Genomic DNA, 23,571 nt, shown 5'->3' on the forward strand with positions numbered 1-23,571 from the left:
ATCCCTTTATTTGATCGTGCAATAGACAGAATTGTAATGAGGGCATACAATCGAGAGGCGTTAAAATTTTATTAAGGGAATAATAATATGTTAAGGAAAACGCATGTCACTGGAGTCATTTCTTTATTGGTATCTACCTCTTGTTTTCCGGGCTTTTATGTGGGAGCCGCTGTTGGACCTGAGGGAGCGAGTTTTAGTCAAAAGGCGCATGTTCAACGGCCAGGCACAGCAACATCAGGTGCCTTTAATGTGATCGATAGAAATCATTTCTCTGGTATTGGTTTATTCGGTACTCTTTTTGCGGGATTAAGTTGGATTTATAAACAAATTTATTTGGCCGCAGAAGTCAATGGAACCATGAGTTCAGTCGAATATAAATTGATCAATGATGAATACGTTCATCAGAATTTTGCTAAAACTACCTTCACAGTTCGGAATAGTGAAGGAGTAAGTGCATTACCTGGATTTCTTCTCTCTGAAAACACTGTGCTTTATGGGCGTATTGGCTATGCAAATGGCAGGATTAAGCTTGTGGAAGGAGGCGATCCAACCATTCATGGCGCAGCGACTAGGAAAAGTGGTCTTCGATGGGGGCTTGGCCTTAGGCACGCCTTCAACGAGCGTTTTTCTTTTATGATGGATTTTAGCCAAATCACGTATAGTAGCATCCATAGTTTTGTTTTTGAGCCGAATGGTAATGTCACTAAAGCGACAAAAATTACTCCTAAGACAGCTCAGGTTGCATTTGGTCTTATTTATCGCTTCGATAAGCCGGCTCAACAAATCTATGTAAAATGAATGAGTTCTACACTTGGCGTAGGCAAAGATGTGATCCATAGGGCTCGATTACGATCGATTAACGGATAACCCTACGCCATAATTTTTTGATCAAGCCAGTTGAATAACAGTTTCTGAGTCAGTTCAGATGCTTCGTCGATACTCTGTAGACAGATAAAAGGCACATTTTTCTTTCTCTCTGCACGAGCTAATCGGGATTTGATTTTTGCAAGTGAATGACAGGCTCCATTAATAGTTACTACTTCCAAAGAGGAATCAAAAACAACATTCTTTTTTTGAATTTCCAAATGTTGTGCTAAAGAAATCGGCCAAAATTGTTTGTAATCTCGAAGCCTATAGCTTAGATTGTCCGATAATTGCTGCGGATTTTCTTGAAAGAAATTTGCAAAGATGTCTTTTCTGGCAGGGTAAGGCGCGTGAGGTAGATGAAAAAAATGCTTATTCAATCCTGCTAATTGGGCACTTCTTTCCTGCACGGTCCGATGTAAATTGTTGGATTCGAGGGTTTGGGCTGTTTTACCCAGTAAATAATGCTTAAGTTTATAGTGCCATTTTTGCTTTTGCTGAATTTTCCATTCGCCCCGTAAAACAAGCTTACCACCTTGAAAAAAATCGTGGGGAGAAACAGGGCGGATAAGTGAAAAATCATCGTTAAGATAAATAAATTGGTTTGAAATGCCCTTAATACGCCATAAAACCGATTCAATGGATAAACTGTTGAAAGTAGGTAAGTAACTCTCGAGTCCAGAAAAAATCTCACGATGATCAATCAATTTCACTTTTTCTGCATGAGGGGTTCCTTGCAACTGTTTGATAATAGGGGGTGTTTGCTGGTCAGTGACAATAAAAATGGTCTTGAGCCAAGGCGCAAAGCGAAGCAAGGACATCACACAGTAAGTCAGCTCACCGCGTTCGTTAAATCGAGTGGGGGCGGCGCCTTCAGTGCGCTTTATGCCTAGCTGCGCGCAGTAGTGAGCTAATTTTTCAGCATACACTCTATCATTGCCATCTACCCAAGTAATGACTGCATCTATCGTTTCTTTTATTGCCATATATTCAGAGAAAGTTAAAACACAGAGTATAGCGTTCATTGTTGTTAATTAACACTAGTTGAAAATTAAATAGTCTAAATTTTATTTCGTCGCGAGCTTTTGTTTTTATGCTACAAGGAAGTCACTGGCTGAGTAATTAAAGTGTTTAAGGTAAGAGTCAATAGATTGCAAAGAGAAGCGAAAGATTCTTCATTTGCAATTAACGTTTGATTGGATTCGACTTCGATGCCTGCGTAATCATTATCCAGAAAACGCTTTCTGAGTGCACTAGTAAAGCCATCACTTACGCCACGATAAGGATAATTCAGGCGCACTCTCAAACCTGTATGGTGTTGCTTAAGCAATTGCTGCCATAGCTGGGCTAATCGCTTTTCATTGTTGCGCTTGGGATCATACAGGAGCCCCACATCAGCATTACGGATGTCGTTATTTAACACTGGAGTAAAGCTATGGATAGATAAATGCAAGACTAATTTTCTTTGCTGAATGTGGTTTTTTATTATTTCTTCCACTCGCTGGCGAAAAGGCAAGTAATATTGCTGGATTAATTGATTCTTTTCTTCTTTGGATAATAAGGCAGTGACTTCTGAAAAGCAGTTGCGATGATGCAGGCTGCGATTACAGTCAATCAACAGGCGAGTCGCCTGAGCTTGTACTAGATCGCACTCAAAGTACTGGCTAAAAGAAAAAGCAATGGCTTGAGCGCCAGGGTCGAGGCCTCGATGGCTTGCCAATTGTTCGTGGTAGGAGGTGAAAAGCGCTTGATAGGGTTCTGGTACGGTATTCACTGCATGTTCACAACTCACCACAAGTGCTATTTCTTTCATAAAGGGTTAAAAAGCTGATTAGTTAAGAGACAATGGCCTAGCTGACGATACACTCGGTTTAATGTTGATTTACTGTGATCATTACCGCAAGCCCGTAAAATTCGTTCACTTAAGTTTCCATGTTTTAAAATGTATTCAAGACAAAGCTGACTTGTTCTATCCAAATCAGAACTCACACGCTCGATAAGTTGAGACCAAATTTCCTGAGCAGTCATTTTGCGTTTAGGAAGTTGCCACTGAGCACATAATTCAGCATCATCCACACTGAATGCGAATCCCGATTTTACTGCTTGATCGTAGACGGCACGCAAGCGCTTCGTATCACAAGGTTTGTCTAAATAGTAATCAGAAGCTAACCAATTCTTCAAAATCGCATGAATAGCAAGAGCAATGGCAATGTCGGCTTGTACGCATTCCTGAGAATCAATAATACGAATTTCTATGGCCTTGTAATTAAACTTGGGAATTGCTGCGCGTGAATTAAGCCACTCATTCTGTAAAATTCCTTCGGGATCGAATGGACTGATATCCCTGTACATGGGGAGTAAGATGGCTTGTTGGTATTCGGATTCAGAGGCGATGAACTCAGGAATAATATCGCCGCTGATTGAAGGGATACGTTGTTGATTTTTACCATAAAAATACAAGCGGGAATCCTTTAGGCCGGTCTTTTGACCATCAAGAAAAGGAGTACTAGCAGCGATAGTAGGAAGTAGCGGTAAAATGAGGCGAATTAAATTATGGAGTTGGCAAAATTCTTCGTCATTCGCAAAAGGCAGGTTGACATGCATGCTTTGTAAGTTAGCCCAACCATGGCCTTGGCAATTAAAAATGGCGTCATATTGCCGATAAATCCCCATATTACCATGCGGCCAGCGTTTCGTTTCAGTGAGAGGATCCATCCACGGATGAGCGCCAGTCGGGAGAAGTTGCAGATTGCATTGGGTTAATAAGGGTTGCAACTTAAGGATAGTCTGTTGGAATTGCTGCGCGAGCGGAGCATGAGGGGGTTTAGGTCCATTGTTTTTTAATTCCAGAACGTGCATCACTAATTCATTACTGACAGCAATATCGCCTAACTCCACTTCATTGACTTGTTCTCCAGCCAAACTTCTTAGGATGACATCACTTTTGGGTTGTACATCTAATTTTTCAGGGTCAACCAGCATGTATTCAATTTCGAGACCAATGACAGAGAAAAGCGAATAATTAGACATAACCATGCTTCCTGCGAATACGTTGTAAAAAGACATTCATGATTTGCTCATACAGTGCTTCACCGAGAAGCCTATCTTCAATGCCGCAGTCGATATTGGGATTATCATTGACCTCAATGACATAATGTTTATCGCCATGGCTTTTTATATCAACGCCATATAAGCCGTCGCCAATTAAGCGCGCGCATTTTAAGGCCGTTTTAATGATGGCTTCTGGAACTTCATTTAATGGAATGGTTTCATTAGGACCTTCCACCTTTTCGCTTCGTGCATCCCAATTGTAAATTTGCCAATGGTTTTTAGCCATGTAATAGCGGCAGGCAAAAATGGGTTTGTTGTCTAACACACCGATTCGCCAATCGTATTCGGTGGGAATAAAAGGCTGCACTAACACTAAGTCAGAGGTTTTAAAAAATTGGGCGAGCGATTTTTGTAATGCTTTAGCATCATCCAATTTAATCACGCCGTGTGAAAAAGCACTGTCTGGGCGCTTAAGTACACAGGGAAATTCAATTTCAGGAATCGCTTTATCGTATTTGCTAATGAATTTGGTATCAGGAGTTAATATTTGATGACTGCGCATTAATTCAGCTAAATAAACCTTGTTGCAACATTTAACAATGGATTGCGGATCATCAATAACAACTAAATTTTCTTGTGAGGCACGTCTTGCGATGCGGTAAGTGTAATGATTAACAGCGGTTGTGGCGCGAATAAAGAGGGCATCGTATTCGGCAATGCTTTTACTGTCACTTTTCTCAATAAAATCAACGTTTAATCCCATTGACTCGCCTACATTAGCAAAGATCTCTAAGGCTTTCTTATTAGAGGGTGCATTTGGTTCAGCCGGGTCGATAAGAATAGCCAAATCATGAAAGCGCTGTTTTTTACGCCATTGATGGAAACGTTTTTTTGAGAGATAACATTCTGCTGCTTGTTGCATGAATTCTTGATGATGCGCAGGGATATCATTGGGGGCAACAGTTTGCACCCCTTTGATTCGCCATTGTTTTTTCTTCTCAAAAGTGAAGCGGAGCATAGGTAAAGGAAATAGTCCATGTAGTTTTTTAGCCAAAGCCGCATGACACTTGGCCATATTTTGACCAAAATAGAGGCTGAATACAAATTCCTCAGTTTTGATTTCATGCAAGCTATGCTGAATCTCTTCATCCACATCCTGCGAAATAAATTTAGATAAGCTCGTACTCAAGACATCTTGAATGCTATCCACGGAAGGAATAACTTTGTGATCGCGGGCATGGGCGAGCAAAGAAACATAATATCCTATTGTCTGATGATTATAGGAACTACAAAGATTAATCACTCTTACGGATTTACTATGATGATAATTGGCATCGGATAAATAATCTGAAGCTTGAACAATAGAAGCAAGAGGAGCTAAAAAGTTCCAACTGGATGGATGATCCGTAACAATTATAGTTTCCATTCAAATCCCTTCGGTTGAATTATTAATAGATTGGCATCGTAGGTTAATACACCAAGTAAAATCGAATTAATAAGACGGTTAGAATTTACCTTATAGTAGTTATCATTTGAAATTGGATTTTCTCGATGCGGATCAGCCACAATAATAAGTCTTTTCTTTTCATCATAACCACACAATACAACAAAATGTCCACAAGGTGTACCGCGAATGTCATCGTAAATTGATTCGCCTTGTTTAGTGAAGCGCTCCCGAGAACTACGGTACAAATAAGTGGCACTAAGCCCTGTTAAAATAGGAATATTTTTAAGAAAATATTTCTTAAGTAAGGGGACATTGAGGGTTTGGAAACGCACGCTCCCCCCTAACGCTAAATATTCTAAGTAGGCTTCGCTTGCTTGAATAATGGCTTTGTCAGATTTATGTTTCATTTGTGCAGTCAATTTACTGGCTAAATTCTTTTGACAAGCTTCTCCTTGATCCGATGAAAACCAAGTCGGATCAAAAACATCAAGATTATTAATATAAATGATGGCACTAAAGTCATTTTGCAATGCATGTTTGCCTAACATGGGTGCTAGAGTTCCTCCCGAATGAGAGCGATCGACAGAGCTCACAACCTGTTCAAGATCGACATTTAAACCATAATAATGGTATATGGCATGTAAGCTAGTAGGCCCACAGCTTTCATCGTCAGGTTGTGTGTGAATAATTAAATCAATCATTGCTGCTTATGTAGTTGGCAAATGCAGGTTTCTCAGTTAACGTTAGACTTCGCTAGGGAGTTTGTCAATTCCTCCTGAGGAGAAGATAGGCGATCCTCTTTTTCTACGTTGAGAGGCTATCACTTAAGGAGCCCAATGAATATAAGCTATTTGCATTATCCGGTGAGAAGGATTTTTAATGGGGTTACTATTGCTCCGAACAGCAAGATAAAAAGAAGGATAAATAAAAAGGGGTATTCCCTTTTCTTCAAATTTATTTCGTTTTTGCCGGAAATAATCTGCTTTTGACTTAGCAAATAAGTTAATAAAACTAATCCATAAAAATAGAACGAAGACGGAATTAAACGCACAGCAAAATTTTGCATGTTTTGAGTGATAACATACCCTTGCGGTAGATCAATAAGAAAAAGGGAGAATAGCCATAAGAGCATAGTTGTATTTGTCGAGGTGGTTTCTTGAAGGGCGGTTGCCCAGGTTAATGCAAAAGGAAAAACGAGCAGGGGAAAATAGTAAAGCCAACCAAAGGGGCTGATGAGCAACATCATCGCTAAAGTCATACCAAAAGGTTGGTGATTAATCGTTGTTGTTTTGTATAGACGAAGGTTGCGAAAATACCAAAACAATAAGACTAAAAGTAAAACAACAAAAAAAAGTTCTAGATAGGGTTTATTGTGATAACCAAATAAGCGAAAAATATAACCGTAAATTGATGCATTCCAATTATCCCCGTACCAAAAAACCCGCTCCATTAATGTAATATACTGCGAATAAATTTCAATTCCGTAAGTCACCCATGGAATTAGACTAAACAATAAAAAACTAAAGACTGCAATCATTAAAGCATTCAGACGACCTTGTTTAAAGAGATAAAACAATACCAAAGCAGGAAAAAACTTAAGCGCTATACAAAGACCCCAACAAATGCCAGTCTTAATATAACGATCAGAGAGAAAAAAATGGTAACCAAGCATTAAAAAAAATAATAGGAACGAACCAAATTGTGCTATGACAGTATTCACCATTGTTGGGAAAAAGGAGAAGTACATGAGCAGTAAAATTAGTTTATATTTTTTAATGAATTTATCTGAGAAAGTATAATAAAAGGCGATCCACGCCCCGATTAATCCAAGGATAAAAGAGAGAGTAATCCAGATTATCAAAGCAGTAGGATAGCTAAAACAAGCGAGTGGACTGAAAAACCATAAAGTAACCGGTGGATTTAAGTTAGGGGTTAGTTGTTTAGTGGACGATAAAAAGTCACTGTACAGTATTCCATAAGGGTTTCCGTTATTTTTTAGTGACAAAAGGGCGGAATAAAAGGACGTAAAATCCTGTTTGTCTGGATGGATTAATAGGACAAAAAAAAGTAGAAAGTAAACGCTAATCAGTACTAACGTAAAGCCGATTTGTAGCTTGCGATTATTCATTTACCGTACTGTTCCAGGATAATAATCTAAGCATTTTATCTCTCCAAAGATTCTTGCTTTTCAATCATTTCAAACAGAGCACTTTTCTCTTGTTCAGGTAATGATAAAGCGATAAGTAAGCTATTCAGTGGAACAATTAAACCAAACATAAAGAAAAGAAAGACAGCAATGAGAGAGCGGCGTTTTTGCTCATCTTCCAAAAACGTGTGGATATTTAGTTCATGATGCCCATGAATTTGCTGGTTTTTGATTAAAAAATAGAGCAAAAGTATTAAGCCATAAAAGCAAAATGAATATAAAGTAATGCGCTCGACAAAATGTTGCATTTCTTTATTAACGACATAAGCTTGAGGAAAATTAATGAGAAAAAAGCATGCGGTCCATAGTACAAGCTGTACTGGTGACGTGTTTTTTTTCTCGAAAACCGTAGAGAACGTGAGCACCAAAGGGAACATTAACAGTGAAAAGTAGTACAGCCAGCCAAAAGGGCTTAGTAATAACATCATAACCAACGTTAAGCAGAAGGGTTGATGATTAACTTGATGTGTTTTGTATACAGTGGATGGGCCAAGCGTTTTAAGATAGAGAATGAGCAAAATTAAAAAGAGGCCGGAATAGAGGAGCTCTATTGGGATTAAATTATGCGAAGTGTAGTGGGTATCGATAAGAAGACGAAAAAGAAAACCATAAACAGACGCATTCCAGCTATCGCCAAACCAGAGGACTCGAGTGATCATCGAATGATATTGCACATACAGAGTTGGTCCATAGAATAGGATGGGAATTAAACAAGCTAATAGAAACGTGGCGAGCATCGTTAAAAAGACTCGCGTGCGTCCTTGTTTTAAAACATAGAACAGCAATAAGGCGGGGAATAATTTTAATGCGATGATAATTCCCCATGAAATACCGGCTAAGTAGCAGCGGTTGGTAAGATAGAAATGATAACCAAGCATAGTGAAAAAAATTAAAATCGCCCCGATTTGTACTATTGATGTATCCATTAAAATGGGAAAAAAAGAAAAGTAAATGAGGTAGAAATACAGCCAATATTTCTTCCATTGCTCCGCAGAAAAAGCATAATGAAATACAAGGCGGGCTGCTAGGAAGCCTGAACATAGTGAAAGCATTGACCAAATGATTAGGGCTGCACGGTAGTTAAAATGAGCTAATGGGCTAAAAAGCCAAATGAAAAACGGAGGATTTAAATTGACAGCCATGACAAGTTGAACGGGGTAAGGATTTTTACCCGCAAGAAGCAATTTTGCTGAGGTATAAAAAGGCGTGAAATCAACAATGCGTTGATTAGAAAAAATAAGATAAAAAAGCAAAGTGTAGATAAAGGTAAGAAAGAACAGTGGAAACATAGCGTAAGTTGGATGCTTCTTCATTTTTCATACTCTTCACGTCATAGATTTCCCTCCTATTCCTACATCCCGCGGATAAGCCGCAGGATGTAGCGAAAGAGGGAGCGATTGCCTCTTCATGAGTAGGTCAACGGCGTTAAACCAAAACTTTCACCGATAACTCTAAAATAAAATCGGCAATTTCCTCCGGATTTTCCGGATAATGAGTAAATGCTTTAATTTTTAAAGGGGTATTAATACGTTGCCCTGTTTTTTTAGATTCCTCAATCATCGCTTTCACCTCTTCGCCTTTATCGAAAATAAAATAGACATCTGATTCGGGGCGTTGGAGAAATTGTGCTTGAAACGATTTAAAAACGAGGGATATTTTTAGTTTTAACTGATTGGCATAATAAAAGCCATGTAATCCTCCCGCAAGGTCAGCCCCTACTGCAAGAGCACCAAAGTACATCGAGTTAAGATGATTTTTACTTCGTCGGCTAAGGGGAAGCTTAACAATGACACGTTGATCATCCATGGTCATGAGTTTAGGTTTTAAATGGCCAATTAATGGAACTTTAAAATGGCCAAAAATCCAAAGAAATAGTTTAAAGCGGGCGAGGGGATTCATTAAGCATCCTTGCTCACCTGCAGTTTTGAAATAATCTTTTTAACGCCACGAACGGCATTGACTCGTTTGATGATAGCAACAATGGATTTATCTTGTTTTACCTTGCCAGACAGAGTCACAGTGCCATTCGTTGTGCTGGCATTGATTCCCACTAGTGGTATCGATTCGTCGTCAAAAACCTTTGCTTTTAACACTGCTGCTTCCACTTTTGCGGTAATGTATGCATCGGTGAACGCGGTATTCACTTGCTTAATTTCTAAATCGTCCGCTTCAACCGCTTTGACCCCTTTTGTGACTTTAACTAATTTTAATGCATCAACAAAGGTTTGTTTATCTTTGACATTCCCTTTCAGCGTTACGATACCGTCTTTAGTTGACACTGAAATTTTTAACGGATTGAGATCCGCGTTCTTAGCAAATTTGGCGGTAATTTTAGCAGTAATCACTGAGTCACTGAGTTGTTGTTCGAATTCTTTAAAATTATTATCAGCATGTGCTAAACCAACGCATAGCAGCAGTATAGAACTGATAAAAAAATTTAAAAATGGACGCATGTCAGGTTCTAGTCAATGAACATGAAATGCAGTATATCATTTTTAGAATTTATAGGGCTAGGGGAAAAATAGTTTAGCTATTTGTATAAAAATGAAATTTTCATTTTACAATTCGAGTCAGTATGGATATTATTCGATCACATTGTCGATATGGAGATTTATCATGCAGTTAGTTATTCAATTTAGAGCTTTTTCTACCCAAAATTTAAGTGTGGGCAAGATGATTCAAATGGGCTCTGAAAGGTTAGCACAGATTAAGGGCGAAATAAGAGAGGCTTTGACGGAACACTATCAAGAGTATGAAGAAACTTATGATCAAATGTATGGTCAAACATCCATCAATTTATTTGTCACTGAAGTGGATGAGAGCAAGACAGATTGGCTAGTCTTCTTTAGAGAGCAAAATGACATTGAAAAGCTAGCATCGATTAATAAAAAGTCAAAAGAAGTCAAAATGACTACTTACGAGAACTCAAACACAGAAGAATATCAGTGTGAGTCATTATTTACTGAATCTCCCTTGTTTTAATTGTTTTGCAGCAAAAAGGGCCTGATAGTATATGTCAGGCTCCAATATAAATTTTTATCCGCTAAACTTAATTTAAAGCAATCCTCTTTGCGTTTGCTTTAATACCATTTGCAGCTATAATTTGTCTTTTTTTTAAACCAAATTGCCTATGGATTCCATCAGCATTCGCGGTGCAAGAACCCACAACCTTAAAAATATCGATGTGGAGTTGCCTCGCAATCAATTAATCGTAATTACCGGACTTTCTGGGTCCGGTAAATCGTCCTTAGCTTTCGATACACTGTATGCCGAAGGCCAACGTCGTTATGTGGAATCACTTTCTGCTTATGCGCGTCAATTTTTGTCCATGATGGAAAAACCGGATGTGGATTCAATTGAAGGTTTATCGCCAGCGATTTCCATTGAGCAAAAAGCCACGTCCCATAATCCCCGCTCGACGGTAGGAACGATTACCGAAATCTATGACTATTTACGCCTGTTATTTGCGCGAGTGGGTGAGCCCCGTTGTCCAGTGCATGGAATTAGTTTACATGCACAGACGATTAGCCAAATGGTGGATCAAGTCTTAGCGATGCCAGAGGGTAGCAAAGCCATGATATTAGCCCCAGTAGTGCGCGAGCGAAAGGGTGAACATGTGCAGTTACTTCAGCAATTGCAGGCCCAGGGTTATGTGCGGGCTCGTATCGACGGTGAGTTATGCGAATTAGATGATCCGCCTAAGTTAACTCTACGCCAAAAACACACGATCGAAGTGGTTATTGATCGCTTTAAAGTTCGGCCTGATATCGCTCAGCGCTTAAGCGAGTCGTTTGAAAATGCGCTCAATCGTGCAGAGGGATTAGCGGTTGTTGCTGCGGTAGATGACGAATTTGATGAAATGATTTTTTCTTCCAAATTTGCTTGCCCAGAGTGTGGTTACAGTTTGAGTGAATTGGAACCGCGGCTCTTTTCATTTAATAATCCAGTAGGTGCTTGTCCTTCTTGCGACGGGTTGGGCGTGGATCAATTTTTTGATCCTGAGCGCGTGGTTCATGATAAAAGTGCGAGCTTAGCTGAAGGGGCTATTCGCGGTTGGGACAGAAAAACGACTTATTACTACCCTATGTTGGAATCATTGGCTCGTCATTATCATTTCGATATTGAAACCTCTTTTTGTGATTTACCTGAGAAAATACAAGAAATAGTCCTTTATGGCAGTGGAAAAGAGGTGATTGAATTCCACTATCAAAGAGCACATGGGGATTACATGGTCAAAAACCACCCTTTTGAGGGGGTTATTCCTAATATGCAACGCCGCTATCGAGAATCGGATTCGTCGTTAATCCGTGAAGAGCTAGCCAAATATTTATCTTCACGTCCTTGCCAGCAATGTCATGGTGCTCGTTTGCGTGAAGAAGCTCGCCATGTTTTTATTGACGATAAAAATTTGCCAGAAATTACAGCCTATTCCATTGAAAAAGCGCATGAGTTTTTCAGAACGCTGGAATTAACAGGGTACCGAGGTGAAATTGCAGCAAAGATTAATAAAGAAATTGTCGAACGGCTAGGCTTTTTGGTGAATGTGGGTTTGGATTACTTATCCCTTGCTCGAAGCGCTGAAACGCTTTCGGGTGGGGAGGCGCAGCGAATTCGGTTGGCTAGCCAAATTGGTTCAGGATTAGTCGGTGTAATGTATATCCTTGATGAGCCTTCAATTGGGTTACACCAGCGCGATAATGAACGTTTACTGAATACGTTGTTACATTTGCGTAATTTAGGGAATACGGTGATTGTGGTAGAACACGATGAAGATGCTATTCTTTCCGCTGATTACGTATTGGATATTGGCCCTGGTGCAGGGGTTCATGGTGGCAAAGTAGTGGCCTGTGGTTCGCCCAAAGAAGTGATGGCAAACGCCACTTCGTTGACTGGCCAATACCTTTCAGGAAAACAAGCCATTGAAATTCCTTCATCGCGGGTGCCAATGGACAAGTCAAAGATGCTTTATTTGAAAGGGGTTAACTGTAATAACTTAGATAACGTTGAAGTGAGTATTCCACTGGGACTAATTACTTGTGTGACAGGGGTTTCAGGCTCTGGAAAGTCAAGTTTAATTAACGATACGTTATACCCCCTTGCAGCAAACAAATTAAATCGAGCTAGTCTTCTCACGATAGGTACGGTGGACGAAATTCAGGGATTAGAATTATGCGATAAAGTGATTGACATCGATCAAAGTCCGATTGGTCGCACCCCCCGTTCAAATCCTGCCACGTATACGGGAATTTTTACTCCTATTCGTGAATTGTTTTCAGGTACTCCGGAGGCACGTGCGCGAGGCTACCAACCGGGACGTTTTAGCTTTAATGTGCGTGGAGGCCGTTGTGAGGCTTGTCAAGGTGACGGATTAATTAAAGTCGAAATGCACTTTTTACCTGACATTTACGTGTCCTGCGATGTTTGTAAGGGCAAACGCTATAATAGAGAAACGCTCGAGATTGAGTATAAAGGCAAAAATATTCATGAAGTCCTTGATATGACAGTGGAAGATGCCCGCACTTTCTTTGATGCTATCCCTGTCATTGCAAGAAAATGCCAAACGCTGATTGATGTAGGTTTGTCGTATATTCGTTTAGGTCAAAGTGCTACCACTTTATCGGGGGGCGAGGCTCAACGAATTAAATTGGCTCGTGAATTATCTAAACGAGACACAGGAAATACTTTATATATTCTTGATGAACCAACGACGGGACTACATTTTCACGATACAAAACAATTGCTCAGTGTGTTATTTCGGCTAAGAGAGCAGGGTAATACTATTATCATTATCGAGCATAATTTAGATGTCATTAAAACGGCTGATTGGATTATTGATCTGGGCCCTGAAGGGGGTAGCAAAGGAGGGAAAATCATTGCCACGGGGACACCCGAAATGATTGCTCAAAATAAGGTTTCTTATACGGGACATTTTTTGCAACCACTATTGGCTAGGCGTTAAAACTAGAGCCTGAGTGGAGGAATAAGCCTGGAAGGAAAAAACCTGGAGAGGATATCATTTTGCAACGCTACAAGCTACGCCTATGGGTTCTGCCCTCGCTAAAGAGGTAGGATGTATCAACCATTCTGAATTTTCAATTTATAAATTTTAAGCAGGGTAGCCCGGGATTTATTTCTCAATTTCCTTGGGCTACGTACGTCTAGGCCTGAGAATCATCTCGTTTTGAGATTGAGACCAAAGCCTCTGTGCTGGGACTGAATTTCAGAAAAACCCGCGTCATGCGGTCGGTGCGCACATTCTCATGCGCACGCCCTGAAAAAATTCTCAATCCCAGCTCGGATTATCGAGTCTTAGAACACGGATACGTTATCTTACAGTGCTTTCATAAACGCCGTCAGATCTTGTTTTTCTTGTTGATTGAGTTGGAGACTAAGAACCAAATTAAAAAATTCCACCGTGTCTTCTAAAGTCAGTAAACGGCCGTCATGCAAGTAAGGGGGTGAGTCTTTAATTCCACGAAGCGGGAAGGTTTTGATGGGACCATCACCGACTGCTTTAAGGCCATTGATCAACACCGGATTAAAGAAGCGCTCTGTTTGCAAATTATGCATCGTATTGTCGGTATAATAAGGTGGTGTATGGCATGTTGCGCATTGGGCTTTGCCGAAAAACAGCTCCTGTCCTCTTAACTCGGCTGGGGTCGCTTTGGCCGGATCTAGTTTTCCATCCCACTTTAATTTAGGTGCGGGCGGGAAATCTAATATTTCTTGGAATTCGGCCATGAAATGCACTTGGCTGCCTCGTTCAAGAACGTTCACCCCTTTTTTAGTCGCAATGACTGGATCTCCGTCAAAATAAGCGGCGCGCTGTTCGAATTCTGTAAAATCCTCCACCGTTTTCAGAGCGCGTTGAGAACCGAATAAGCGTTGAATGTTAACACCTCTTAAACTGGGTGTAGTGATGCGATGGCGGAATTCTTGAGGACGTATATCACCCACTAAGTGGGTCGCTTCATTGGTATGGCCATTGGCGTGGCAGTCGAAACACGCAACACCACGGCTGGGCTTTACAGTGCGGCGATCCGCTGTTTGGTTAAACTGCTGTTGCGGGAAAGGCGTAACAAGTAACCTTAACCCTTCCAGTTGTTTGGGGTTAAGTATGCCATTGAATAGTTCATAAAAGTTTTCGATCGTTACCAGCTTACCTTGGGATACATCACCCAAATCGGGGCGTGTGGTCAGATAAATAGGGGCTGGGAAAGGAGGTAAAAAATGATCAGGAATGTCAAAATCAAGATCAAATCGCGTTAAATCACGTCCTTCTTGTTTGTTGATTTCATCAATCGCAAATTTTGGAAACAGCATCCCGCCTTCGGTATGATTGGGGTGAGGTAATGGAAGAAAGCCTTGAGGAAATACCCCCTTTTCTTTAATTTGCTCCGGAGTCATTTTGGCCAAATCATCCCAGGTAATGCCTGCAGGAAGTTTGACGCGTACGCCTTCTTGCATAGGCTTGCCTGTTGTCATGGTATCTTTCGACGGTTTATTACTCAAATCATAGCGTTGATTGAGGAGAGTCTGCTGCTTATCGTTAATACCCTGTTTAGCATTAGACATACGCTCTAGAACCGTTTGAAAACTTTCTTTATCCACAACGGGCATATAACTTGAAGTAGGTGGGGGAGGAGCAGCATGAGTTTGTAATAGGTAGCTAAAGGAAAACAGTGCTAACCAAGCGGTTTTTTTTATCATAGAAAAGTCCATTTTTAGAATTATTTCTACAAAAGCATAAAATACTTGGCGATTCTTTACAATTGACATATAAAAGTAAGCAACGTCTTTGAAATTTTTTTACACACTCCTGCCTCTTATTTTTCACGGATTTTGAATTGACTTCGATCTGTTAGGAATTAGTGGGTAAAAAACTTCAGGGACGTTGCCTCATTTCAGCTTAATGATTTGCCTCATCCAATGGCAAACTTACTAGGACGTTTAGGCCCCCTTCTAGCCGATTGGACAAACTAATTTTCCCATGGTGCAGTTGAATAATCTCTTTAGCGATGGTTAAGCCTAAGCCAGCTCCGCCAGTCTCTCGTGAGCGGGACGTTTCGCCTCGATAAAAAGGGAGAAAAACGCGCTCAATGTCGTTGTCATTTAAGCCTACCCCTTTATCTTGGATGGAAACTTCAACATGAGTGGCGTTCTTTTCCAGTGACACGAGGGCTTGTTGACCGTAATAAACGGCATTGTTGATCAAATTAGAAAAAGCGCGTTTTAGCAGATTAAGGGAGCCAAAAAAGATGAGCTTATTTTCATGAGCAATGAATTGTACATCAAACTTCAAATCTGAAGTGTCTTCGCAGAGGGATTGTAGCATTGCGACGAGATCAAAACGTTGCTTTTTTTCCTCATCATGTGCTTCTTTGAAATAGTCTAGTGTTTCTCGAATCATCATTTCCATGTCATTCACATCGTGCATCATTTTTTCGAAATGCTCATTTTCCGTAAGGTATTCCATTCGTAATTTTAATCGAGTTAAAGGAGTGCGTAGATCATGCGAAATAGCCGTGACCACTTGCGTACGATTTTGCAATAATTTGCTCATTTTCATTTGTAGAGAGTTAATTTGCGTAAAGAGCATGCGTTGATCGCTGTTTCCTGTCACAGGAATAGAAAGCCAGTTTTCCTGACTTTCATTGTACTTAAGGCTTTGTATTAAAGTCTGTATAGGTTGGTTGAGACTTTTTACTGCCCAATAATTAATTAAAAAAAGAACAAATAAGAGTCCTAAAAGGGCAACAGCTAGGACAATGCGCAAGCCCGTGTGATGATGCTGAGGGGGAACGAGGCTGAAATTAAGCCAAGATTTTTCTTTAATGAAAACAGAGAGTTGCAAATGTTTCTGGTGCTTTAATAAATCAAACACAATAGGAGGCTGTAGATTTAACAAGGCGTTATCCTGATAAAGTGGCGTTTCTGATAGAGTCATTTTTGACCAGGGAATTTTTTGCTTTTGCAGTATGCGTGACCAATTGGATTCGGGCTTGGATTGAAGCCGATGAACCAGCTTGATAATGGAGTGCACAGTCTTAGGGGGTATAGCCGGTCTTAGCGCGGCAAAAATAAGGTATTGAGTTAAAACAATGCATGTGAGTAACACAAGAATATTTCCTGTGAGCAGCATTGCATAGGTTTTTTTAGCCGAAGAGGTTAATTTGCTCATGATGAACTAACTTGGGTTTGTAATTGATAACCACCACCTCGAATTGTTTTTAACAAGTGAGGATTTCGCGGGTCGGATTCAATTTTTTTGCGCAAGCGGCCAATTAATACATCAATGGTCCTATCCATTGGATCACAATCTCTGTCATAGAGTAAATCAGTGAGCTGATCGCGACTTAAGATCCGCCCGGGGTGCTCCAGAAAAATAAGGAGTAAATCGTATTCGCGTTGACTTAAAGGGATTGCAATATCTTCTTCATCAATAAGGCAATGTGTTTCCCTATCTAATTGCCAATTAGCAAAGCGCAATCTTTTTATGGGGCTTAATCGTTTACTCGTTAACAATTCACCGTTGGTGCGCCTTAATTGGGCTTTGATGCGCGCTAATAATTCGCGTGCGTTAAAAGGCTTGGTGATATAGTCATCAGCACCTAACTCTAATCCTGCAACCCGGTCCGCAGTACTGTCTGCCGCACTTAACATAAAAATAGGGACATCATAAATTTGACGAATGGTTTTACATAAACTCAAACCATCTGGACCGGGAAGCATGATATCAAGGATAATCAAATCAAAATTGTTTTCACGCAATAAAGCGGGTAAATTATTTCCATTATGAGCGCAGGTTGTTCTATAGCCGTGTTGTGTTAAGTAATCGCTGATCAATAAACAGATTTCTTTATCGTCATCGATGATTAAGATGTGATTTTTTTTAGCGTTCATAAATAATAGTATTTAGAAATAACTCGTTTCAGCGCTATTATATCACTCTTATGTAGCAAAGTTATTACACTTTGTTTTTTGAATGAGCGATTTTGCACCTAAATATTTTTAACAAGAGAAAATTACCCCACTATGCAACACAAAGCATTATCCATTGCAGGATTTGACGGTTCTGGAGGCGCTGGTATTCAAGCTGATCTGAAAACTTTCTCTGCTTTTGGGTGTTATGGGATGACTGTACTAACTGCTTTACCTGTGCAAAATACGCAAGGGGTAAAATCTTGTTATGAGTTACCATTACGTGCAATTGATGAGCAGTTACATGCAATTTTTGAAGATATAAGACCCGATAGCATTAAAATTGGCATGCTATTTCAAAGAGAAATTGTGGAGCTTGTTGCGGATTTCATTAATAACCATGCCAAAGGAATTCCGGTTGTTCTTGATCCCGTTACTGTCGCCAAGAGTGGGGATTCTTTATTGGAGCCAGACGCTCTAAATGCGTTAAAAAACCATCTTATACCGCTCACGACTCTCATTACACCTAATTTACCCGAAGCTAAGACTTTATTAGGACCAAAGAGTTCATCTGAAATGGTTGAAATGGCGCAGCACTTACTGGAGTTTGGAACAGAGTATGTTTTATTGAAAGGTGGGCACGCAAAAGATCTCGATTCAAATGATCTTCTTCTCAGTAAACAAGGAGAGAAGTATTGGTTAGGAAGCCCAAGAATCGACTCTAAAAACACGCATGGCACGGGATGTACTTTGTCGGCAGCTATTGCTTCATGCTTGGCGCTTGGTTTTGACATGCTTAGCGCTTGTCAAATGGCGAAAAGCTATATTTTTCAGGCAATTGATGCTGCAAAAAATGAAAAAATAGGTAAGGGTTTTGGCCCTGTGCATCATTTTTATCATCTATGGCCGACAATCGAGAAAATTAAAGGGGATAATGCTTAGCGTCGTTATCTCTTCCACTCTCAATCGCTTGCTAATATCGTTTAAGTAAGCGTTTTAATTCATTCCATGAGTAGGTATTAATAACCTCTTTTTTTTCCAACCAGCCACGTCTGGCCTGATTGATCCCCAATTTCATAAAATCAAGTTCTCGAATGCTATGGGCGTCGCTGGATATGGCAATTTTTACACCGATAGTTTTAGCAAGTTGGCAATAAATATCATTAATATCTAAACGATAAGGCTGAGAATTGAGTTCAATAAAGCAGCCTCGTTCTTTTGCGGCAGTTAATATTCGTTCGATACTCACTGCATAGGCTGGTCTTGCACGAATTAATCGTCCTGTAGCATGGCCTAAGATATTAAAATAAGGGTTATCCATTGCTTTTAATATTCTGTCAGTCTGCTTCTTTTCGGGTAATTTAAAAAGAGAATGAACAGAGGCGACAACAATATCTAATTCTTTTAAAACCTCATTAGATAAATCAAGGGAGCCATCTGCCAGGATATCCACTTCGATCGATTTAAGAATTAAAATTTCGGGTAAAGAAGCATTTAATTCATTAATTTTTTCAATTTGCTGCAGAAGCCGTTTTTCATCGAGACCATTGGTGATCGCTAAGCGTTTAGAATGATCGGTAATTGCAAAATACTCATAGCCTTTTTCTATTGCTCCTCGTACCATTGCTTCTAAAGAGTCTTTTCCATCGGTTTCATTAGTGTGAGAGTGTAAATCACCCTTGATATCGTTTAACTCAATAAGCTTGGGTAATTGATGAGTTTTAGCCGCAGTAATTTCATGCGTTCCTTCTCTTAACTCAGGTTCGATGTAATCGAGATTTAATGCGTTGTAGATCTCCTCTTCAGCGCTGGCAATGATTTTATTCTCGTGAAAAAGACCATTTTCTTTGAGTTGATACCCCATTTTTATCGCTTCATCATTGAGAAGCTTGATGTGCTTTTTACTACCGGTATAAAAAATTAAAGCGGCTCCAATAGCATTTAATGCAACATTATAGATAGTCAATTTCATACTATTCCACAATAAAACAACAATACTTTCATCGTCCTGATTAATGATGTGTTTAACTCCTTTCGCATGGGAAAATTCATTCATTGCTTGCGTGAAATGGGGTGCATGAATTAAAAAAATAAATTCACTGACGATCTCTTTTTTTCGTCTATATTCACCACAACTTTCAAACCAAGTGATTTCATCAATGGAATGAAAATGCTTTAGCAAGTCGCTGACTACGGGGATAGCATGATAAAGTCTAATGAAACGTTTTATGGCAAAAGATTTAGGTTTATTAAGCTGAGTATCAATGAATTTTTGGTTAAGCCATTTGATATCGGATAATTGATTTTTTTTAATGGCCCGAATCAATTGAGTTTTGGTAAATACATTATGCTTATTTAATTCTCTAACCCGCGTTTTTCCAATGCCTGGTATATCGGTTAAATCCGATAAAATTTTTTCTTTAATCACAGGTTCTTTATTCGAAAGAATTAGATTCATGATAACCGAGGCTATTCCTTTACCGATGCCCGGAATGGAAGTCAAATCGAAGTGTTGTTTAAGTAATGTTTCAATTTCTTCGTCTAATTGAGAAATGGAATAAGCGGCTCTGCGAAAAGCGCGTACTCGATAAGGATTATTGTCCGAATCGTGTAATAAATCGGCAAATCGAGATAAAGCATTAGCGACTTCCTTATTGGTTTTTTTCATGGCATTTTAAAGGCACACTCACTTAAGTATAGTCAAATAGTTTTAGAATTAGTCTTTTTGGAATGATGATCTTTTTAATTAAAAATTATCTAAACTATTAATACCGGTTTGTAAAAGGAGCACCTATGGAGCAGCGTCCGCGTTCCAAAAATCCATCAAAAGATAAAATGGTCAAAGGCACTAGAGTAAGAATTTCTGAAGTGAATGCAGAGGATTCAGTGCCTATTATTCCCGGAAAAGGGAATCGCGAATTTGATGATCCAGTTACCCCGAACAAAAATTTTTCCGATAAAAAAGAGGTGAATAAATAGTTTGAGAGGGTAATTTGCACGTTCAGCAAGGCTTTATTGCTCCGAGTAATCGCTTATGTCCAAAAATAACAGGAAACGAATATTTTGATTACAATTTGATTTTTTTCTATTTATAGGGCTATAAATTATTGAGGGATAAAATTAAAAAGGATGGAATGATGCGTACCTTTCTGATTGCAATTCTGATCATAGCCGTTCTCTTAATCTTCTGGGTTGTCGGTATCTTTAATAGTCTAATTGGCTTAATAGAAACCATTAATAACAATAAACGACAAATCGATATTCAGCTGGATCGGCGATATAAGGTTTTTGAATCCTTAATAGAGACTGTCAAGAAATACATGGATTATGAGCAGACTACGCTGAAAGATGTGGTTGCGCTGCGAAATCAAGCTCAAGCAGCAAAGGCTGCCGGTGATGAAAAAGCACGAATGAATGCTGAAAATGGCATCTCACAAATTGCCTCCAATTTAAATGTGGTGTTTGAGCAGTACCCGGATCTTAAAGCGAATCAAAATGTGTTGCAATTGCAGGAAGAAATTGTAAATACAGAGAATAAGTTAGCCTATGCAAAACAAGCTTATAACGATAGTGTGGAACGCTATGAAGCGAAGAAAAAATCATTTTTCGAATCCATCGTAGTGAATTTTTTCCGCGATAAATTGGATAAAGCGTTTGAATATTGGTCACTGCCTGAAGAGCAAATTAAGGCGCGTGAAGATTACACTGTTAAATTTTGAGCTAACTTATGTCCTTATCTGATTACCATGCCTCTGTAGGCGATTGGCGTGCCCAATTACGGCGAAATGAGCGCAAAACCCGCTGGGTTATTGCGCTCTTTATCCTCATTTATACGGTTGTAGGGTTAATTGTGGATGCCATCGTTTTAGAAGAAATGGCCTATCCCCAAATTTCACTAGAACAAGCGTTGTATGCACTAGTAACATTAAAAGCAACCCCTTATGCAACGCTGCTAATGTTCTCTTTTGCAGTGATTTCATTACTTATAACTTATGCCATGTATGACAAAATCATGTTGTTAGGCACTGATTCGCATGAAATCACGCCAGAAAACGCAAGGGACTTAAGAGAAAAACAATTGTATAACGTGGTTGAAGAGATGAAAGTGGCTGCGGGCTTAAGATTCATGCCCAAAGTTTACCTTATTGAAGCAAATTACATGAATGCGTTTGCTAGTGGATACAGTGAAAAATCGGCGATGGTTGCTATTACCCGGGGGTTAATGGAAAAACTGGATCGTGCTGAGATGCAGGCTGTTATGGCTCACGAGTTAAGTCATATTCGCCATCATGATATCAAGCTCACGCTCATGGTCGCCGTGCTTTCTAATATTTTGCTTATTGTTGTTGATGTCTTGTTTTATTCAGTGGTGTTTGGACGCGATAATAACCGACGAGACCAAAATCAATTCGCATTAGTCATCATTTTTTTGCGTTATCTATTACCCTTAATTACCGTTGTATTGGCACTTTTTTTAAGCCGCACGCGCGAATACATGGCTGATTCAGGCGCTGTAGAGTTAATGCGGGACAATGAGCCAATGGCTCGTGCCTTATTAAAAATCTCTGACGATAACCAACTTCATGCTGAACAATACATTCAGGAATATGGAAATACTGCACATGAGCAAGTAAGGCAATCTTCCTACTTATTTGACCCTTCTAGTATTGATCCCGTAAAGTCCTTTAATAATGCTTTTTCTACTCATCCAGGCATAGAAGATCGCCTTAAAGCGCTTGGTTTTACTAGAAAAAGCTGAACAATGCTAGTTTACAAAACCGAGCTTCGTGCCTACTATTTAAAATGTGGCATCGAGTTTAATCCAATAAAGGGAGTTTAATCATGTTAACATGGGCTCTGATTTTTTTAGTCATCGCAATCGTGGCAGGGATATTTGGCTTTAGAGGCGTTGCTTCCACGGCTGTTGATATTGCAAAAGTGTTATTCTTCTTATTTATCGTTGTTTTTCTCGTTTTATTAATACTGAGTCTCTTTGGCGTCGGTGGTCCAGTGCCTCCAGCGGCAGCAACTTAGCCCTAGAGCCATTTTTTCCTTTTAAAGTATTTATAAGGGATTAAAGCGGATAGGAACATAAGCCCAATGGCTAAAAAATAACCCCACTTAAAATTCAATTCAGGGATGAAATGAAAATTCATCCCGTAAATGCTAGCAATCAGGGTGGGGGGAAGAAAAATAACCGCCGCGACTGAAAATATTTTAATGATGGCGTTTTGTTCAATATTAATCATACCTAAAGTCGCATCAAGAAGAAAATTAACTTTGCTTGAAAAAAAGCTCGCATGGTCACTTAATGCACCAATGTCTTTGCTCAAAGTACCTAGTCGTGCCTGTTCTTCATTATCGAGTTCAGTACCAGCGGATTGGCCAAAAAAGGGAACTAGGCGACTAAACGTAACTAAGCATTCACGGGCTTTGGTATTTAAATCCGCATTGACGCCGATATTTTGGATTAAATCCTGATAATTGGGTTTTTCGCTATCTTCTGTGGCTAAATGAGGTCTAAAAATATGCTTGGAATACTCTTCCAGGCGATGGCCAATCACCTCCAAAATATCGGCTAAGCGATCAATAGTGGCCTCAAGTAACTCAATAAGCACGATGGCAGCGCGGTTATGAACAAAATCAATGGTATGCAGTTGGGAAACAAACAATTTAAAAGCTTGAGGCTCGATATAGCGTATGGTGATGAGTTGCTTTTTGGTAAAAATAAAGGTAACCGCATCATGTTGAGGATCGGGAGAGGACGATTGGGCAATCATTGAAGCAGTCATGAACAAAGCCTCTTTCTGCTTATAGAGTCGGCTAGACAGCTCAATTTCGGCCATTTCTTCTCGAGTAGGGATGTTGATATTTAACTGTTTTTCTAGCAATAATTCTTCTGCTCGAGTGGGCCGAACGAGGTCAATCCAGATGGCCTCCTTCAATAAAGAGAGATTATTTTCTTGCACTTCGTAGGCTTTTAGGGTTTCTTCACTCAAGTAGGCAGTAATCATAGAGTCTTAAAGAATGATGTCTTATCAATTAACTTAACGCACTTATTGATGATAGTCTATCATCGGAA

General features: G+C 39.6%; 22 protein-coding genes. 8 read left to right on the plus strand and 14 right to left on the minus strand.

The features are described 5' to 3' along the window. Window positions 1–87 precede the first annotated feature (87 nt). On the plus strand, window positions 88–798 hold the full coding sequence (locus B5D33_RS09200) for an outer membrane protein (RefSeq protein ID WP_058452078.1): 711 nt from the start codon (window positions 88–90) through the stop codon (window positions 796–798). 71 nt (window positions 799–869) lie between these two features. Here the strand turns inward: B5D33_RS09200 and B5D33_RS09205 are convergent, their stop codons facing one another. The 9 genes from B5D33_RS09205 to B5D33_RS09245 all read right to left on the minus strand — a co-directional run bounded on the left by B5D33_RS09205 (window position 870) and on the right by B5D33_RS09245 (window position 10,021). Beyond that, complete coding sequence (locus tag B5D33_RS09205; protein WP_078767399.1) at window positions 870–1,889, minus strand: stealth family protein; 1,020 nt, start codon at window positions 1,887–1,889, stop codon at window positions 870–872. A gap of 71 nt (window positions 1,890–1,960) precedes the next feature. Beyond that, window positions 1,961–2,677 carry an N-formylglutamate amidohydrolase gene (locus tag B5D33_RS09210; RefSeq protein ID WP_058452080.1) on the minus strand — a complete coding sequence of 239 codons (717 nt, stop codon included), beginning with the start codon at window positions 2,675–2,677 and terminating at the stop codon, window positions 1,961–1,963. Next, window positions 2,674–3,894 carry a carboxylate-amine ligase gene (locus tag B5D33_RS09215; RefSeq protein WP_058452081.1) on the minus strand — a complete coding sequence of 407 codons (1,221 nt, stop codon included), beginning with the start codon at window positions 3,892–3,894 and terminating at the stop codon, window positions 2,674–2,676. Before B5D33_RS09215 ends, B5D33_RS09210 begins: the two co-directional genes overlap by 4 nt. Further along, window positions 3,887–5,341, minus strand: a complete 1,455-nt coding sequence (locus tag B5D33_RS09220; RefSeq protein ID WP_058452082.1) for a RimK family protein — start codon at window positions 5,339–5,341, stop codon at window positions 3,887–3,889. The genes B5D33_RS09215 and B5D33_RS09220 overlap by 8 nt, the downstream gene beginning before the upstream one ends. Next, a complete protein-coding gene (locus tag B5D33_RS09225) occupies window positions 5,329–6,063 on the minus strand; it encodes a C39 family peptidase (protein ID WP_058452083.1) in 735 nt (244 codons plus the stop codon). Before B5D33_RS09225 ends, B5D33_RS09220 begins: the two co-directional genes overlap by 13 nt. A 155-nt stretch (window positions 6,064–6,218) precedes the next feature. Further along, complete coding sequence (locus tag B5D33_RS09230) at window positions 6,219–7,490, minus strand: glycosyltransferase family 87 protein (RefSeq protein ID WP_058452084.1); 1,272 nt, start codon at window positions 7,488–7,490, stop codon at window positions 6,219–6,221. A gap of 35 nt (window positions 7,491–7,525) precedes the next feature. Next, on the minus strand, window positions 7,526–8,881 hold the full coding sequence (locus B5D33_RS09235; RefSeq protein ID WP_058452085.1) for a glycosyltransferase family 87 protein: 1,356 nt from the start codon (window positions 8,879–8,881) through the stop codon (window positions 7,526–7,528). Window positions 8,882–8,993: 112 nt separating this feature from the next. After that, window positions 8,994–9,467, minus strand: coding sequence for a DUF4442 domain-containing protein (locus tag B5D33_RS09240; RefSeq protein WP_058452086.1), 474 nt, complete (start codon window positions 9,465–9,467; stop codon window positions 8,994–8,996). Continuing rightward, window positions 9,467–10,021, minus strand: coding sequence for a BON domain-containing protein (locus tag B5D33_RS09245; RefSeq protein WP_058452087.1), 555 nt, complete (start codon window positions 10,019–10,021; stop codon window positions 9,467–9,469). The genes B5D33_RS09240 and B5D33_RS09245 overlap by 1 nt, the downstream gene beginning before the upstream one ends. A 163-nt stretch (window positions 10,022–10,184) precedes the next feature. On the opposite strand from B5D33_RS09245, the gene B5D33_RS09250 reads away from it, so the two are divergent. Then, a complete protein-coding gene (locus tag B5D33_RS09250) occupies window positions 10,185–10,550 on the plus strand; it encodes a hypothetical protein (RefSeq protein ID WP_058452088.1) in 366 nt (121 codons plus the stop codon). Window positions 10,551–10,698: 148 nt separating this feature from the next. Further along, complete coding sequence (gene uvrA / locus B5D33_RS09255; protein ID WP_058452089.1) at window positions 10,699–13,527, plus strand: excinuclease ABC subunit UvrA; 2,829 nt, start codon at window positions 10,699–10,701, stop codon at window positions 13,525–13,527. 371 nt (window positions 13,528–13,898) lie between these two features. Here uvrA and B5D33_RS09260 read toward each other — a convergent pair whose 3' ends face one another. From B5D33_RS09260 to B5D33_RS09270, 3 genes are all read right to left on the minus strand, one after another. Continuing rightward, window positions 13,899–15,278 carry a hypothetical protein gene (locus B5D33_RS09260; RefSeq protein WP_058452090.1) on the minus strand — a complete coding sequence of 460 codons (1,380 nt, stop codon included), beginning with the start codon at window positions 15,276–15,278 and terminating at the stop codon, window positions 13,899–13,901. Between the two features lie 199 nt (window positions 15,279–15,477). Further along, a complete protein-coding gene (locus B5D33_RS09265; RefSeq protein ID WP_058452091.1) occupies window positions 15,478–16,749 on the minus strand; it encodes a sensor histidine kinase in 1,272 nt (423 codons plus the stop codon). Further along, the gene (locus B5D33_RS09270) at window positions 16,746–17,471 is read right to left on the minus strand and encodes a response regulator transcription factor (RefSeq protein WP_058452092.1); all 726 of its coding nucleotides are present in this window, start codon (window positions 17,469–17,471) and stop codon (window positions 16,746–16,748) included. Before B5D33_RS09270 ends, B5D33_RS09265 begins: the two co-directional genes overlap by 4 nt. Window positions 17,472–17,603: 132 nt before the next feature. On the opposite strand from B5D33_RS09270, the gene thiD reads away from it, so the two are divergent. Further along, window positions 17,604–18,431, plus strand: coding sequence for a bifunctional hydroxymethylpyrimidine kinase/phosphomethylpyrimidine kinase (gene thiD, locus B5D33_RS09275; RefSeq protein ID WP_058452093.1), 828 nt, complete (start codon window positions 17,604–17,606; stop codon window positions 18,429–18,431). 31 nt (window positions 18,432–18,462) lie between these two features. On the opposite strand, the gene B5D33_RS09280 is transcribed toward thiD, so the two are convergent. Continuing rightward, the gene (locus B5D33_RS09280; RefSeq protein WP_058452094.1) at window positions 18,463–20,157 is read right to left on the minus strand and encodes a DNA polymerase/3'-5' exonuclease PolX; all 1,695 of its coding nucleotides are present in this window, start codon (window positions 20,155–20,157) and stop codon (window positions 18,463–18,465) included. 125 nt (window positions 20,158–20,282) lie between these two features. On the opposite strand from B5D33_RS09280, the gene B5D33_RS09285 reads away from it, so the two are divergent. The 4 genes from B5D33_RS09285 to B5D33_RS09300 all read left to right on the plus strand — a co-directional run bounded on the left by B5D33_RS09285 (window position 20,283) and on the right by B5D33_RS09300 (window position 22,523). Then, a complete protein-coding gene (locus B5D33_RS09285; protein ID WP_058452095.1) occupies window positions 20,283–20,468 on the plus strand; it encodes a hypothetical protein in 186 nt (61 codons plus the stop codon). 158 nt (window positions 20,469–20,626) lie between these two features. Continuing rightward, window positions 20,627–21,208 carry a LemA family protein gene (locus B5D33_RS09290; protein ID WP_058452096.1) on the plus strand — a complete coding sequence of 194 codons (582 nt, stop codon included), beginning with the start codon at window positions 20,627–20,629 and terminating at the stop codon, window positions 21,206–21,208. 8 nt (window positions 21,209–21,216) lie between these two features. After that, entirely contained in the window at window positions 21,217–22,248 is a 1,032-nt protein-coding gene (htpX, locus tag B5D33_RS09295; protein ID WP_058452097.1) for a zinc metalloprotease HtpX, read from the plus strand. 83 nt (window positions 22,249–22,331) lie between these two features. Next, on the plus strand, window positions 22,332–22,523 hold the full coding sequence (locus B5D33_RS09300) for a DUF1328 domain-containing protein (protein ID WP_058452098.1): 192 nt from the start codon (window positions 22,332–22,334) through the stop codon (window positions 22,521–22,523). 2 nt (window positions 22,524–22,525) lie between these two features. Here B5D33_RS09300 and corA read toward each other — a convergent pair whose 3' ends face one another. Continuing rightward, window positions 22,526–23,503 (minus strand): magnesium/cobalt transporter CorA, encoded by a 978-nt coding sequence (gene corA, locus B5D33_RS09305; RefSeq protein WP_058452099.1) that lies wholly within the window; start codon window positions 23,501–23,503, stop codon window positions 22,526–22,528. Window positions 23,504–23,571 lie beyond the last annotated feature (68 nt).

The sequence above is a fragment of the Legionella maceachernii genome (assembly GCF_900167045.1).
Classification (GTDB): Bacteria; Pseudomonadota; Gammaproteobacteria; order Legionellales; family Legionellaceae; genus Tatlockia; species Tatlockia maceachernii.

Bases quoted from the DNA above. Each gene is read 5' to 3' on its own strand.
- B5D33_RS09200 (WP_058452078.1), top strand. From the start codon at position 88: ATGTTAAGGAAAACGCATGTCACTGGAGTCATTTCTTTATTGGTATCT.
- B5D33_RS09205 (WP_078767399.1), bottom strand. From the start codon at position 1,889: ATGAACGCTATACTCTGTGTTTTAACTTTCTCTGAATATATGGCAATA.
- B5D33_RS09210 (WP_058452080.1), bottom strand. From the start codon at position 2,677: ATGAAAGAAATAGCACTTGTGGTGAGTTGTGAACATGCAGTGAATACC.
- B5D33_RS09215 (WP_058452081.1), bottom strand. From the start codon at position 3,894: ATGTCTAATTATTCGCTTTTCTCTGTCATTGGTCTCGAAATTGAATAC.
- B5D33_RS09220 (WP_058452082.1), bottom strand. From the start codon at position 5,341: ATGGAAACTATAATTGTTACGGATCATCCATCCAGTTGGAACTTTTTA.
- B5D33_RS09225 (WP_058452083.1), bottom strand. From the start codon at position 6,063: ATGATTGATTTAATTATTCACACACAACCTGACGATGAAAGCTGTGGG.
- B5D33_RS09230 (WP_058452084.1), bottom strand. From the start codon at position 7,490: ATGAATAATCGCAAGCTACAAATCGGCTTTACGTTAGTACTGATTAGC.
- B5D33_RS09235 (WP_058452085.1), bottom strand. From the start codon at position 8,881: ATGAAGAAGCATCCAACTTACGCTATGTTTCCACTGTTCTTTCTTACC.
- B5D33_RS09240 (WP_058452086.1), bottom strand. From the start codon at position 9,467: ATGAATCCCCTCGCCCGCTTTAAACTATTTCTTTGGATTTTTGGCCAT.
- B5D33_RS09245 (WP_058452087.1), bottom strand. From the start codon at position 10,021: ATGCGTCCATTTTTAAATTTTTTTATCAGTTCTATACTGCTGCTATGC.
- B5D33_RS09250 (WP_058452088.1), top strand. From the start codon at position 10,185: ATGCAGTTAGTTATTCAATTTAGAGCTTTTTCTACCCAAAATTTAAGT.
- uvrA (WP_058452089.1), top strand. From the start codon at position 10,699: ATGGATTCCATCAGCATTCGCGGTGCAAGAACCCACAACCTTAAAAAT.
- B5D33_RS09260 (WP_058452090.1), bottom strand. From the start codon at position 15,278: ATGATAAAAAAAACCGCTTGGTTAGCACTGTTTTCCTTTAGCTACCTA.
- B5D33_RS09265 (WP_058452091.1), bottom strand. From the start codon at position 16,749: ATGAGCAAATTAACCTCTTCGGCTAAAAAAACCTATGCAATGCTGCTC.
- B5D33_RS09270 (WP_058452092.1), bottom strand. From the start codon at position 17,471: ATGAACGCTAAAAAAAATCACATCTTAATCATCGATGACGATAAAGAA.
- thiD (WP_058452093.1), top strand. From the start codon at position 17,604: ATGCAACACAAAGCATTATCCATTGCAGGATTTGACGGTTCTGGAGGC.
- B5D33_RS09280 (WP_058452094.1), bottom strand. From the start codon at position 20,157: ATGAAAAAAACCAATAAGGAAGTCGCTAATGCTTTATCTCGATTTGCC.
- B5D33_RS09285 (WP_058452095.1), top strand. From the start codon at position 20,283: ATGGAGCAGCGTCCGCGTTCCAAAAATCCATCAAAAGATAAAATGGTC.
- B5D33_RS09290 (WP_058452096.1), top strand. From the start codon at position 20,627: ATGCGTACCTTTCTGATTGCAATTCTGATCATAGCCGTTCTCTTAATC.
- htpX (WP_058452097.1), top strand. From the start codon at position 21,217: ATGTCCTTATCTGATTACCATGCCTCTGTAGGCGATTGGCGTGCCCAA.
- B5D33_RS09300 (WP_058452098.1), top strand. From the start codon at position 22,332: ATGTTAACATGGGCTCTGATTTTTTTAGTCATCGCAATCGTGGCAGGG.
- corA (WP_058452099.1), bottom strand. From the start codon at position 23,503: ATGATTACTGCCTACTTGAGTGAAGAAACCCTAAAAGCCTACGAAGTG.